13 protein-coding genes are annotated in these 13,350 nt (G+C 64.5%); 7 read left to right on the forward strand and 6 right to left on the reverse strand.

All coding sequences use genetic code 11. The annotated features are described in order from the left end of the window. Positions 1–72 precede the first annotated feature (72 nt). Both FME97_RS09545 and FME97_RS09550 read left to right on the forward strand, forming a co-directional pair. A complete protein-coding gene (locus FME97_RS09545; RefSeq protein ID WP_179954807.1) occupies positions 73–2,100 on the forward strand; it encodes a dipeptidyl-peptidase 3 family protein in 2,028 nt (675 codons plus the stop codon). Between the two features lie 105 nt (positions 2,101–2,205). After that, entirely contained in the window at positions 2,206–2,754 is a 549-nt protein-coding gene (locus FME97_RS09550) for a GNAT family N-acetyltransferase (RefSeq protein ID WP_141429329.1), read from the forward strand. 139 nt (positions 2,755–2,893) lie between these two features. Here the strand turns inward: FME97_RS09550 and rd are convergent, their stop codons facing one another. The 4 genes from rd to FME97_RS09570 form a co-directional block, all read right to left on the reverse strand. Continuing rightward, entirely contained in the window at positions 2,894–3,058 is a 165-nt protein-coding gene (gene rd, locus FME97_RS09555; RefSeq protein ID WP_141429331.1) for a rubredoxin, read from the reverse strand. Between the two features lie 76 nt (positions 3,059–3,134). Beyond that, positions 3,135–3,710 (reverse strand): PH domain-containing protein, encoded by a 576-nt coding sequence (locus FME97_RS09560; RefSeq protein ID WP_141429333.1) that lies wholly within the window; start codon positions 3,708–3,710, stop codon positions 3,135–3,137. A gap of 28 nt (positions 3,711–3,738) precedes the next feature. Then, positions 3,739–4,455 (reverse strand): 2-C-methyl-D-erythritol 4-phosphate cytidylyltransferase, encoded by a 717-nt coding sequence (gene ispD, locus FME97_RS09565; RefSeq protein ID WP_141429335.1) that lies wholly within the window; start codon positions 4,453–4,455, stop codon positions 3,739–3,741. Between the two features lie 4 nt (positions 4,456–4,459). After that, positions 4,460–5,788 carry a peptidoglycan DD-metalloendopeptidase family protein gene (locus FME97_RS09570; protein ID WP_141429337.1) on the reverse strand — a complete coding sequence of 443 codons (1,329 nt, stop codon included), beginning with the start codon at positions 5,786–5,788 and terminating at the stop codon, positions 4,460–4,462. 145 nt (positions 5,789–5,933) lie between these two features. Here FME97_RS09570 and lpxK point away from each other — a divergent pair, with 145 nt between their 5' ends. Genes lpxK through ssb form a run of 3 tightly spaced genes read left to right on the forward strand, consistent with a single transcriptional unit; the run spans position 5,934 to position 8,308 of the window. After that, positions 5,934–6,977: a tetraacyldisaccharide 4'-kinase gene (lpxK, locus tag FME97_RS09575; protein WP_141429339.1), complete on the forward strand. Its 1,044-nt coding sequence runs from the start codon at positions 5,934–5,936 to the stop codon at positions 6,975–6,977. Beyond that, the gene (locus tag FME97_RS09580) at positions 6,961–7,770 is read left to right on the forward strand and encodes a purine-nucleoside phosphorylase (protein ID WP_141429341.1); all 810 of its coding nucleotides are present in this window, start codon (positions 6,961–6,963) and stop codon (positions 7,768–7,770) included. Before lpxK ends, FME97_RS09580 begins: the two co-directional genes overlap by 17 nt. Positions 7,771–7,774: 4 nt before the next feature. Then, complete coding sequence (gene ssb, locus FME97_RS09585; protein ID WP_141429343.1) at positions 7,775–8,308, forward strand: single-stranded DNA-binding protein; 534 nt, start codon at positions 7,775–7,777, stop codon at positions 8,306–8,308. 269 nt (positions 8,309–8,577) lie between these two features. Here the strand turns inward: ssb and FME97_RS09590 are convergent, their stop codons facing one another. Next, a complete protein-coding gene (locus FME97_RS09590) occupies positions 8,578–9,474 on the reverse strand; it encodes a B12-binding domain-containing radical SAM protein (protein ID WP_141429345.1) in 897 nt (298 codons plus the stop codon). 120 nt (positions 9,475–9,594) lie between these two features. Between FME97_RS09590 and FME97_RS09595 the strand changes: the two genes are divergently transcribed. Then, positions 9,595–9,927, forward strand: a complete 333-nt coding sequence (locus FME97_RS09595; RefSeq protein WP_141429347.1) for a winged helix-turn-helix transcriptional regulator — start codon at positions 9,595–9,597, stop codon at positions 9,925–9,927. A 161-nt stretch (positions 9,928–10,088) separates the two neighbouring features. Here FME97_RS09595 and FME97_RS09600 read toward each other — a convergent pair whose 3' ends face one another. Continuing rightward, entirely contained in the window at positions 10,089–12,596 is a 2,508-nt protein-coding gene (locus FME97_RS09600) for a glycoside hydrolase family 2 TIM barrel-domain containing protein (protein WP_141429349.1), read from the reverse strand. Positions 12,597–12,828: 232 nt separating this feature from the next. Between FME97_RS09600 and FME97_RS09605 the strand changes: the two genes are divergently transcribed. Continuing rightward, entirely contained in the window at positions 12,829–13,320 is a 492-nt protein-coding gene (locus FME97_RS09605) for a PaaI family thioesterase (protein WP_141429351.1), read from the forward strand. The last annotated feature ends 30 nt before the right edge of the window (positions 13,321–13,350 follow it).

Below are 13,350 nucleotides of genomic sequence, written 5' to 3' on the forward strand. Positions count from 1 at the left end.
GCATTTTCGCAATCATGCCGTCCGTCGCGGCGGAATGCCCCGCCGGGGCGGACGGCCAATCTTTTGCAAACGATGAAACGACCCTTTACGAACGCAACCATGACTCTCGCATTGCCTCTTCTCGCTTCGTGCGGCGCGCCCGCCGCGGACGACCGGCCCTGGATCGTCGATCGCTTCGACGACATCAAGGTGATCCGCTACGAAGTCCCCGGATTCGAAAATCTCCCGCTGGAGCAGAAGGAACTCGTCTATTACCTGTCCGAGGCGGCCAAGTGCGGCCGCGACATCCTCTACGACCAGAACTGTCCGGCGAACCTGCCGGTGCGCCGGACGCTGGAGGTCATCTACGAAAACTACCGCGGCGACCGCACGACGCCCGAGTGGAAGGCGCTCGAGAAGTACCTCAAGAAAGTGTGGTTCGCCAACGGCATCCACCATCACTATTCGAACGACAAGTTCACGCCCGAATTCACCGAAGGGTATCTGCTCGACGCGATCGAGACCATCCCCGAGGAGAAGTTCGGGTCGCTGAACGCCTTGCGGGGCGAGGTCTGCCGTGCCATTTTCGACCCGGCGGTCTATCCCACGAAGCTCAACCAGCGCGCGGGCGACGACCTGCTGCTCACTTCGTCGAGCAACTACTACGACGGCGTGAGCCAGGCCGAGGCCGAGCGGTTCTACGCCGAGATGGCCGCTGCCGCGGCGGGCGATCCCGAGCCGGTCTCCTATGGCCTGAACTCGCAGTTGACGAAAGACCCCGCCACGGGCCGTCTCCACGAGCGCACGTGGCGCGTCGGCGGCATGTATTCGCCCGCGATCGAGCGGATCGTCTATTGGCTCGAGAAGGCCGCCTCGGTGGCCAGGGAGCCGCAGAAGACCAATATCGAAACGCTCGTCGCCTATTACAGAAGCGGCGATCTGAAGGAGTTCGACCGCTACAACATCGGCTGGGTGAAGGATACCGTGTCGAACGTCGATTTCGTGAACGGCTTCATCGAGGACTACGGCGATCCGCTGGGCCGCAAGGCGTCGTGGGAGGCCAACGTCAATTTCATGGATTCGGCCGCCTGCCGCCGCACGGAGATCATTTCCGCCAACGCCCAGTGGTTCGAGGACCATTCGCCCGTCGATCCGGCCTTCCGCAAGGCGAAGGTGAAAGGCGTCTCGGCCAAGGTCATCACCGTGGCGATGCTGGGCGGCGACTGCTTCCCCTCGACGCCCATCGGCATCAACCTCCCGAACGCCGACTGGATCCGCAAGGAGTACGGTTCGAAGTCGGTGACGATCGACAACATCACCTATGCCTACGACCGCGCCGCGCACGGTAACGGCTTCAACGAAGAGTTCGTGCTGCGTGCCGACGACCGCGAGCGGATGGACCGCTACGGCAAGCTGGCCGACGACCTGCACACCGACCTGCACGAGTGTCTGGGTCACGGTTCGGGCCAACTGGCGCCGGGAGTGCGCGGCGGCGAGCTGCGCAGCTACACCTCGACGCTCGAGGAGGCGCGCGCCGACCTGTTCGGACTTTACTACCTCGGCGACGGAAAGATGGTCGAGCTGGGGCTCGTGCCGTCGTTCGACGTGGCGAAGGCGGGCTATGCCAAATACATTCTCAACGGTCTGATGACCCAATTGGCGCGTATCGAGCCGGGCAAGAACGTCGAGGAGGCGCACATGCGCAACCGCAAGCTGGTCGCCGAGTGGTGCTACGAGCACGGCCGGGCCGACAACGTGATCGAGTGGGTCCGGCAGGACGGGAAGACCTATGTCGTGGTGAACGACTTCGTCCGTCTGCGCGCGCTCTTCGGCGAGCTGCTGGGCGAGATCCAGCGCATCAAGTCCGAGGGCGACTACGAGGCGGGGCGCGACCTGGTCGAGCGCTATGCCGTCCGGGTCGATCCCGCGCTGCACGAGGAGGTCCGCAGCCGCTACTACGGGCTGGGGATCGAGCCTTACGGCGGATTCGTCAATCCCGAATACGAACTGGTCGAGCGCGACGGCCGGGTGACGGACGTGCGTATCTCCTATCCGGCGGATTACGTGGAGCAGATGCTCGGCTATTCGCGCGACTACTCGTTCCTGCCCGACGTGAATTAGATTCCGACACGAAGCGGACACACCCGGCGGCGGTGTCCGATGCGCGGCGGGTTTCCGTGGGGCATCGGGCGCCGCTTGGCCGGGGTCCGTACGAACAAATCCTGCATGGAACTGACGATAAGGGAGGAGCGGCCGGACGATTGCCGGACGGTCGGGGAGCTGGTCGAGGCGGCGTTCCGGCCGCTGGTGTTCAGCGACCATACGGAACACCTGCTGGTGGCGCGCCTGCGCCGTTCGGAGGCGTTCGTCCCCGGATTGTCGCTCGTGGCCGAGGCGGAGGGCCGCCTCGTGGGGCACGTGCTGCTGACCCGGCTGGAGGTCGTCGCGGAGGACCGGAGTGCCGCGACCGTGCTGGGCGTCGCTCCGCTGTCGGTGCTTCCCGGGCTGCAAAACCGCGGCATCGGGTCGGCATTGCTGCGCGAAGCGCACCGGAGGGCCGTCCGTGCGGGGTTCGGGGCGGCGCTGCTGGTGGGCCATGCGGACTATTACCCGCGTTTCGGCTATGTTCCCGCGAGCCGTTTCGGCATCCGTTTCCCGTTCGATGCGCCCGATGCCTGCTGCCTGGCGGCGGAACTGGTTCCGGGCAGCCTCGGGGGCGTGCACGGCACGGTCCGCTATCCGGCCGCGTTCTTCGGGGAGACGCCGGAAGCATGACGGCTCCGGCTGTCCGGCGGCTGAAAACAGGGGAGGCGCACCGTGCGGTGAGCCTCCCTTTCCTCTTTGCCGTTTCCGGAATCCGGCGTGCCGCCGGACCTCCTTCGCGGTCTTTTCTGCGGAATCCCGCCGTCGGGATTTACTCCACGACCTCTTCGAATTGGTCCTTGCCGACGCCGCAGAGCGGGCATACCCAATCCTCGGGAATCTCCTCGAAAGCGGTTCCGGGAGCGATGCCTCCGTCGGGATCGCCTACTGCGGGATCGTAAATCCACTCGCATACCGTGCAACGATACTTTTTCATCTTTTCTCTGTTTTAATTAAAGGGTGAATAAATCGGTTTCAAAATCCATGCCTCCGGGGCATTTGTCTTCGTTCTTCTATTTCGGACGGGAGGCAGCCGCCTCTTCCGCCTCTTCCGCCTCTTCTTCGTCGTCCTCCTCCTCTTCGTCCGGACGGTTGCCTCCGGGCGGCGTCAGCTCCGCCACGAGGCGGTCCGCTTCCGTGCACGAGACGAAGAGCCGGTCTTCGTAAATGTCGGTGATCTCCACGAAATTTTTCCACTCCGAGGCGTAGAGTTTCACGCGGTCGAAGCGGCGCAGGTCGAGGAAGTGGCCGTAGTAGCCGAAAAATCCGAATCCTCCGAATATCGGTACGAACCACTTCATGCGCCGGGGCTCCACGCGCCGCACCGAGGCGATCTCGTCGCGGCGGATTTCGGTGATGTCCAGCAGGCAGCGGACCTCCACCCGGTCGTCGGTCACGACGATCCGCCGGGGGATCGACAGCGCCATGAGCGCTACGAGCGCCACGATGAACGAGGTGAACCACGCCGAGAGGTATCCGCCTTCGTAGAGGTGGTAGAGCAGCCAGCCCAGCAGCCCGAATGCGGCCAGATAGACGACCGTCCAATAGAGGGTCGTGCGGCTGAAACGGTATTTATAGACGCTCTGCATCGTTTTCCTTATCTCCTGTCGGATCCGGTCACTCCCTCTCCGCGCCCTCTTCCCGGGCTGCGAGCAGGGCTTCGGCGAGGATGAAATCCTCCGCCGTCGTGATCTTGAGGTTGCCGCGTTCGCCCCGGGCGAGGAACACGCCGTGTCCCGCGGCCTCCACCACCGAGGCGTCGTCCGTGAATTCCGCGCGGTACTCCGCTCCGTAGGCTCCGCGCAGAAGGTCGGCGCGGAAAATCTGCGGAGTCTGCACGATCCGGAACCGGCGGCGGTCCGCTACGTGCGATGCCGCGATTCCCTCCGTTTCCGTCCGCTGCTCCTCCACTTCGCGCAGCGAATCGACCGCTTCGACGACCGGAATCGCCGCTCCGTACCGCTCCGCAGCCTCCGCCACGCGGCGGATCAGCTCCGCCGACACGAGCGGCCGCACGCCGTCCTGTACGGCGATCAGCTCCGGGTCGGTGCGGAGCGCCGCCAGTCCGCGCCGCACCGAATCGAACCGCTCGGCGCCTCCGGTGACGATCGTGTGCGGGGCCACTTCGAAGCGCGCCGCGAGGTTTTTCCAGAAATCCGCATGACGTTCGGGCAGCACGGCGACGATTTCCGCGCCGGGCAGCGCCGCGGCCACGGCGTTGATCGTGCGTGCCAGTACCGGCATGCCGCCCAGCAGCGCGAACTGTTTGGGCAGGGCGCCTCCGCAGCGTGTCCCGCTGCCTCCGGCCACGATGATTGCTCCCGTGCGTGCCATGCCGTTATTCTTTGTCGCCGTTTTCCGCCTGCGCCGGGGCGGCCGTTCCGGGCAGCGTCAGCGAGTCGAGCTGCGTGATCCGCTCCTCGGGTTTCACCTCGCCGTTCAGCTCGGCCGTGATGCGGTCGCGCACGAATTCGAACAGCGGCCGGTTCTGTTTCGAGATCGGCTCGGCCGGCTCCTGCGGGACCTTCAGCGGGTCGATCGGCTTGCCGTTCTTCCAGATGCGGTAGTCGAGGTGCGGGCCTGTCGAGGCGCCGGTCGAACCGACGTATCCGATGAGCTGTCCCTGCGATACGTGCGTCCCCTGCCGGATGCCCTTGGCGTAGCCGCTCAGGTGCAGATAACCCGTCACGAGATTTCCCGGATGCTTGATCTTGAGCGTGTTGCCTCCGCCTCCGCCCCAGCCGCGGAAGGTGACCACGCCGTCGGCCACGGCGTGTACGGGCGTTCCTTTCGGCGCGGCGTAGTCCACGCCCGTATGCGGTCGGTAAACCTTGTATATCGGGTGCTTGCGCGCGTAGGTGAAGCGCGAGCTGATGCGCGTGTACTTGAGCGGCGCTTTGAGCAGTTGCTTGCGCAGGCTGCCGCCGTCGGCCTCCCAGTATTGGATCTTGCCGCCCTGCCGGAAGGGGATGGCGTAGTACTCCTTGCCGCTCTGCGTGAATTTCGCCCCCCATACGCGGCCGATGCCGGCCGAAACCGTGTCGTCGATGAACCGCTCGTCGTAGATCACCGTGAACGAGTCGCCTTTCTGGATGCCGAAGAAATCCACCGTCCACTGGTAGATGTCCTCCATCTCCGCGGCCAGCGCGTAGGGGAGGTCGTGTTCCATGATCGCGCCCCAGAGCGAGGAGTTGATGACGGCGCTCTTCTTGGTGCGCCGCAGCGTGTAGGGTTTCGAATCCTTGCGCACGGAGACCGAATCGTTGTCGTGGAACCCGAAGACGACGTACTCCGTCGTGGATATTTCGTAGGCGAGGTAGTCCAGGTGCGGGGCGTAGAGCGAATCCTCGTGGATGAAGGTCGTGTATTTCTGTCCGGCCCGGATGCTGCGCAGCGGGAAGACATCCTTCGACTTCCTGTCCAGCAGGTCGATCGTGCGGGCCGGAACGCCGTAGCTTCCCAGGATTTTCCCCAGCGTCTCTCCCGAACCCACTTCGCCCGTTTCGGTGCGGTATTCTTCGGCGTCGATGCCGTAGAGCAGGTTTTGGGGGGCGGACTCCTCCTGCGCGGCTTCCGCGTCCGTTTCCGCTTCGGCCGATCCGTTCCGGCCGCAGGCGCCCGCCGCAGCCAGCAGCAGGGCGCAGATCGTGATTCGCAAATATCCCATAGTACGTGCAAATTTAGACAAAAAACGCGGATCCGCGAATTTTCGTCTCCCTTTTCTGACCGATCCGTGCGTTTTGCGGGCGTTCGTTTGGTTTTCCCGGAAAAAGGCGTTACCTTTGAAAAGTTTATATCCAAACCGGAATAAGATGCTGAAATGCCTGCTCGCGCCTGTGGCCGTCCTCTATAAAGCGGGGGTGACGTTGCGTCACCGCCTCTTCGACTGGGGCCTTCTCAAGAGCGAGAAGTTCGATATTCCGGTCGTCTGCATCGGCAATATCACCGTCGGCGGCACGGGCAAGACTCCGATGGCCGAGATGGTCGTGGGCTACATGTCCCAGACGCACCGCGTGGCGCTGCTCTCGCGCGGCTACGGCCGCCGCACGAAGGGCTACCGGGAGGTGAGCTGCGATTCGCACTACCGCGACGTGGGCGACGAGCCGTTGCAGATCAAGCTCAAGTTTCCCGAGACGGTGGTGGCCGTCTGCGAGAAGCGGGCCGAGGGCATCCGCCGCATCCGAGCCGAACACCCCGGGGTGGACCTCATCGTCATGGACGACGGCTTCCAGCACCGCTACGTGGAGCCGAAGGTCAATATCGTGATGATCGACGCCACGCGGCCCGTGCAGCACGACCGCATGCTGCCGCTGGGGACGCTGCGCGATCTGCCCGAACAACTACACCGTGCGCACTACTTCATCGTCACGAAGTGCCCCGAGCGGATGGCGCCGATCGACCGCCGCATCCTGCGCAAGGTCCTGATCCAAGTGGCCTACCAGCGGGTCTATTTCACCCGTTTCGAGAGTTTCATGCCTCAGCCGCTCTATGCCGGCGAGGCCGCTCCGGAGCCGCTGACGCACGGCCGGCAGGTCATCGCCCTCTCGGGCATCGGCAATCCGAAGCCCTTTTTGCAGTCGCTCCGCGAGCGCTACGAGGTCGTGGCCGAGATGACGCTCGACGATCACCACGTCTATAAGGTCCGCGACATGCATGCGCTCGAGGCGCTGCTGTCCGAGCATCCGGGCGCGGTGATCGTGACGACCGAGAAGGACGCCGTGAAGATGACCCGCCGGGAGAAGGTCCCCGAGGCGGTCCGCCGCACGCTCTATTACCAACCGATCAATATTTCGTTCATAGAGGATTCGGCAACGGATTTTCTGCAAAAACTGGAAGAAGATGTTAGAGGAAATTAAGAAAACCGCCGCGTTCATCCGGTCCGCGACCGGAGATTTCGCACCCGAGGTGGGCATCGTGCTCGGCACGGGGCTGGGCGATTTCGCCGACCGGATCGAGACGCGCCATGCGCTCGACTACAAGGATATTCCCGGCTTCCCCGTCTCGACGGTCGAGGGGCACAAGGGACGTCTGATTTTCGGCGAGGCGGGCGGCCGCCGCGTCGTGGCCATGCAGGGACGGTTCCACTACTATGAAGGCTATACGATGGAGCAGGTGACCTTCCCGATCCGCGTCATGCGGCTGCTCGGCATCCGCTTCCTGTTCGTCTCGAACGCCTCGGGCGGCATCAATGCATCGTTCCGCACGGGCGACCTGATGGTCATCACCGACCATATCAACCTGATGCCCAATCCGCTGATCGGGCCCAACATGGCCGAACTGGGTCCCCGTTTCCCGGACATGCACAACTGCTACGACAAGGCGTTGATCGCCTCGGCGACGAAGATCGCCGGGGAGGAGGGGATCAAGCTCCAGTACGGCGTCTATGTCGGCGGCACGGGCCCCACGTTCGAAACGCAGGCCGAGTACCGCTATTTCAAGGCCATCGGCGGCGATGCCGCGGGCATGTCCACCGTGCCGGAGGTGATCGTGGCGCGTCACATGTCGGTTCCCGTCTTCGGCGTCTCGGTCATCACGAACTGCGGCCTGTCGGACGAGGCGGGCGACCACGAGGACGTGCAGCGCCAGGGCCGGAAGGCGGGCGTGAAGATGCAGACGCTCTTTTTGCGAATGATCGAAAATCTGGAATGATATTATGGTAAACAAGGTGATTCTGGTGGGCAACGTGGGCATCGACCCCGAGGTCCGCACGCTCGAAGGCGGCGCGAAGGTCGCCCGTGTCCGGCTGGCTACGACCGAGCGGCTGTACGACCGTGCGTCGAACGAGACGAAAGAGCATACCGAGTGGCACACGATCACGCTGTGGCGCGGCCTCGCGGATGTCGTGGACCGCTATGTGCGCAAGGGCACGCAGCTCTATATCGAGGGCCGTCTGCGCACCCGCGAGTGGATGGACAAGGACAACAACAAGCGTTATACGACCGAGATTCTGGCCGACACGATGAATCTGCTGGGCCGCCGCAGCGATAATCCCGCTTCGGACGGCGCCGCTCCGGGTTACGGAGCGCAGGGGCAGGGGCAGGGGTCCTCCTACGGCCAGCAGGGCGGGGGATACCAGCAGGGCGGCTATGCGCAGCCGCAGCAGCCGCGTCCCGCCGCGGCTCCCCAGCCGCAGCAGCCGGCCGCACCTTCGGTCCCGGCCGACGATCCCGACGATTTGCCGTTCTGACCGGACTCTCCCGGCCTGTGCGCCGGCCGTCGGGCCGTGCTGCGGGCGGTCCTGCGTTCGCACCGCATCTGTTGCCGTTCGGGACGCCGCCGGTCCGCAGCGATCCTGCTCCGCAGGAGGCTGTGCCGCGCCGCCGCGGGCGATCCGCATCCCGTTCATCCGAAAGGGCTCCGTTTCGCTTCAAGCGAAACGGAGCCCTTTTTTTCCGTGGTGGCGGCGCCCTCCCTGTGCGTCCGGTTTTACGGCCGGTCCCGTCACGGAGTTTTCGGTCAGAGGTGTCCGATTCCCTGCCGGTATCCGGTCAGATCGGCTTCGGTCAGGGAGGCGAGCGCTTCGTCGATGCGTCCGATCATCCGTACCCGGTCTTCCGGCAGCCGCCCGAACAGCGGCACGGCGTTGGAGACCGTGTTGGCCGAGATCGTGACGGGAACGGTCAGCTCCTTCAGAAACGTGCGCAGTTCCTCGAGCCGCTCCCGTTCGCTCATCGGGACGAACCGCCCGGCTTCGATCTCCCGCATCAGCGGCGTGTCGGGAAAGAGCGTCAGCGACACGATTCCGACGATATAGGGGTGGAGCCGGTTGAAGAGTGTCGCCGTCGCATGGGCCGCCCGTGTGCCGTTGCCGGCCCCGGCCAGTCCGGTCATGTAGGTAAGGTAGTATTCGATGCCCGCCTCGTCGAGTCTGCGGCACGCTTCGAGCGCTTCGGCCGCGGTCGTTCCCTTGTTCATGAAGGCCAGCGAGGCGTCGTCGCCGCTCTCCGTGCCGATGCTGATGCCCGTGATGCCGCGCGCCCGCAGTTCGCGCAGCTCCGCGGTGCTCTTTTGCAGAATGTCGCTTACGCGGGCGAACATGCCGATCGTCCGTACCTTCGGCAGAAAGTCGCGGATGCGGTCGGCGAGCCGGATGAGTCTTCCGGCGCTCAGCACGAAGGGGTTGGCGCCGACGAGGAAGACCCGCCGGGCCCGCGGCTGATAGCGGGCGACGATCCGCAGATCGGCCTCGACCTCCTCCGCCGGGGAGATCCGGAAGCGGAGGTCGCCGTAGAGCGAACAGAATTTGCAGGCGTGGTGCGTGCAGCCGACCGTGACTTGCAGCAGTACCGAGCGGGCCTCGAAGGGCGGCCGCCAGATTGTCCCCGTGAAGTGGAGGGATTCGGATTCTTTCATCGTTTTTCCTATTTTTGCAGGCCGCAAGATAGTCCGGATTCCGCTTCCGCACAAGAGCTTATCCGGCCGTTAGCGGCTTACGCGCGTGTTAGTTTTTGTGGAAACGAACCGGTTGAGACGATGAAAAAAAACGAAAAAAATCCGCCCCGTCCTACGCTTTCGCCGGCCTGTGCCCTGATCGGACGCTTCGGCAGCCGTTGGGCGCTGCTCGTGCTGCTGACGCTTCACGAAGGCGGCGTGCTGCGCTTCGGAGAGCTGGTCCGGGCGGTTCCCGGCGGCATCTCCGAACGGATGCTCTCCGCCGCTCTTCGCGATCTGGAACGGGCCGGACTGGTCGCACGGAGGGTCTATCCCGAAGTCCCGCCGCGGGTGGAGTATGCGACGACCCCGAAAACGGAGTCGCTGATGCCGATTCTGCGGCAGTTGCTCGACTGGGCGCGCGAGAATGCGTAGCGGTCCGCACCGCACTCCGGAGATGAGAAAGCCCCTGCCGGAAATTTATCCGGCAGGGGCGGAAAATCCGTAAGGGCGGCGGAGACTCTGCTGCGCGGCCCGTCCGGCGGCGTTCCGTGCGGTGCGGCACGGCGCACCGTCCCGGTCGTTCCGGCGGCCGTTTACCGCTGCGTTGCGGCTTCGCTCCGGATTTCGACCGTCGCTTTCTTCAGGCCGGGCGACGTCGCCTTCACCGTTATCGTTCCGGGCCGTTCGGTCGGAGCGATCACGGCGGTCATCATCCCCGAGAAGAGCTTCATGCGGGGCCGCTGGAACGGTTCGAGCGAGGCGGGGTTGCCGTTGGCTCCCGCGCGGTAGTACCCCGCTCCGGTGACCTCGAACCGGATTTCGTTGTCGGCCAGCGGGCAGGGCGTGCCCTGACGGTCTTCGACGCGGACCGTCACGAACGCATAGTCCTTGCCGTCGGCCGCGATGACCGTCCGGTCGGCTTCGAGCACGATGCGGTACGGCTCGCCCGCCGTGCGAATCTCCCGCTCCGCCACGGCGTTGCCCTCTTCGTCGTAGGCCACGGCCTTCACCGTGCCGGGTTCGTAGCGCGTATCCATCCACATGAGCCGGTAGCGCCGCTGCCGTTTGAGGTCCGCCGCCGAAACCGAATCGGCGCTGTTGTCTATCGTCACGCCGGTGTCTTTCCGTCTCCGGCCCTGGCTCCTGCCGTTGATGAACAGTTCGGCTTCGGGGTAGTTCGTGTAGATGAATACGGGGGTGACTTCGCCTTCGCGTCCCTTCCAGTTCCAGTGGGGCAGTATGTGGAGCGTTTCGGCTTCGGGGTTCCACTTGCTGCGGTAGAGCCAGTAGCGGTCCTTGGGTATGCCCGCCAGGTCGATGATGCCGAAGAGCGACGAGTGGCTCGGCCAGTCGGAGTAGTAGGGGGTGGGTTCGCCCAGGTAGTCGAATCCGGTCCAGACGAATTCGCCCATGCAGTAGGGGCGGTCGTCGTGCTGGATGAAGTCGTCCTCGGGCAGATTCGACCATCCGCAGTGCTCCACGTCGTACGACGACGCCTGGTGGTCGTCGTAGCGGGGCATCGAACGGCGCACGACCGGGAATTTGTAGATGCCGCGCGAGCTGATCGTCGAGGCGGTTTCGCTGCCGAGGATCATCTCCTGCGGGAGTCTTAGGTAGTTCCGTGCGTACAGATGCGGCCGGTAATTGAATCCCGGAATGTCCATCACCGCGGCCATGTTGTTCGCCGTCACGGCGTCGGGGGCGTCCATGCCCTGCGTCACGGGGCGCGTGGGGTCTTCGCGGTGGCAGATATTCTGGAGCCGGAGGGAGAGTTTCGGGCCCCGGTCTCCGTTCCATTGATCGGGCACTTCGTTGCCTATGCACCACATCACGACGCTCGGGTTGTTGCGGAACCGGCGGACGAGGTTCACCAGATCGCGCTCGGCCCATTGGCCGAACTCCTTGTGGTAGCCGTTTTCGACCTTCTTCGTCTCCCACTCGTCGAACGATTCGGCCATGACCATCATGCCCGTTTCGTCGCATATTTCGATCAGCTCCGGTGCCGGCATGTTGTGCGAGGTGCGTATGGCGTTGCAGCCCATCTCCTTCAGCAGCCGGATCCGGTGCCGGATCGCCGACTCGTTCACGATGCCGCCCAGCGGTCCGAGGTCGTGGTGGAGACAGACGCCCCGGAATTTCAGCGGCTTGCCGTTCAGCCGGAATCCTTCGCCCTGCACGGCTTCGACCGTGCGGATGCCGAACACGGTGACGTAGCGGTCCTTCAGCTCGCCGCCTTCGTAGATCTCCGAAGTCGAGGTGTAGAGCGCCGGAGTGTCGGGCGACCAGAGCGCGGGGCGGTCGATCGTGAACTCCTGCTCGAAGCAGTGGTCGCCGAAGTCGGCTCCGGCGGACTGCCTGTGTCGTGCCACGATGCGTCCGGCGGGGTCCGTCACCGCCGTTTCGATCGCATAGTCGGCGGGCGACTTTCCCTGCGGAACGGCGAGGGCGGTGCACTGCCGGACGCGGGCGGACGCTTCGTCGGCCCGCCGCGTGATGATCTGCGTTCCCCACACCGGGACGTGCGCCTCGTCCGTTACGATGAGGTGCACGTTGCGGTAGATTCCGGCGCCGGGATACCAGCGCGACGATTCGGGGAGGTTTTCGAGCCGGACGGCCAGCAGATTCTCCCCGCCGGGGTTCAGCAGGGGCGTGATGTCCGTGTGGAAGGAGTTGTAGCCGTTGGGCCAGCGGATCGCCTCCCGGCCGTTCACGTACACGCGCGCATGGCTCATCGCGCCGTCGAAGAGGAGCGTGCACCGGCGGCCTTCGTTCCGTTCCGGTACTTCGAAGCGGAGCCTGTACCAGCCCGTGCCGACGAAGGGCAGCCCTCCGGTCCGTCCGGCGTGTTCCACGGCCTGCGTCTGGCCGTCCTGCGCGATGGCCGTGTGCTGGAGATCGTTTCCTGCGCTGAACGGACCGTAGATGGCCCAGTCGTGCGGTACGGTCACCTCCTGCCACCGGGAGTCGTCGTACGACGGTTCGGCGAATGCCGGGGCGTCGTCGCGTGTGAAACGCCATCCTTTTTCGAGCAACCGTTCGGTGCGTACCTGCGCCTGCAACCCTATCGGGAGCAGCAGGAGCATCCATACGAATCTTTTCATCGTTTCGTGCGATATGTGGGTGAGTCTTTTCCGCCCGTTCCGCCGGATTCGGGGGCTCCGTTCCGTGCCGTAGGGGCGTCCGGGCTTTTCCGGCCGCTCCAATATAGGCGTTTTCCGCGGAAAAAACAAATCCGGAATTTCGCGGAAGAGTTGCCGGTTCCGTGAATTTTCCGTATATTCGGCAGACAGTTCCGCTCCGGCAGGGCGGAACGGGACAATGATTCGGACCGATATGAAACGCATTACGAATCCCTGGCGGGGAATGGAAGGGTATCGCTGCTACGGCTGCGATCCGCACAGCGAACAGGGACTCCGCATGGAGTTCTACGAGGACGGCGAGGAGATCGTGAGCGTCTGGCATCCCCGTCCGGAGTTTCAGGGATGGGTGGATACGCTTCACGGAGGCGTCCAGGCGACGCTGGCCGACGAGATCAGCAGTTGGGTCGTCTTCCGCAAGTTCCGGACCAGCGGCGTCACCTCGCGGATGGAGGTGCGTTACCACAAGCCGATCCGGACCTCCGACGAGCGTGTCGTGCTGCGTGCCGCCGTGCGGCAGCAGCGGCGCAACCTGGTCGAAATCGGCGTGCGGATCTTCGACGGCGCCGGGACGCTCTGCACCGAGGCGACCTGTCTCTACTTCCTTTTTCCGAAGGAACGGGCGCGCACGGAGTTCCATTTCTGCGATTGCGGCGTCGCAGACGAGGAGACGGACCCGCTGCAATAGCCTCCGTGTCCGTCGTCCCGGCTCTTCCGC

It is taken from the genome of Alistipes dispar, assembly GCF_006542685.1.
Classification (GTDB): domain Bacteria; phylum Bacteroidota; class Bacteroidia; order Bacteroidales; family Rikenellaceae; genus Alistipes; species Alistipes dispar.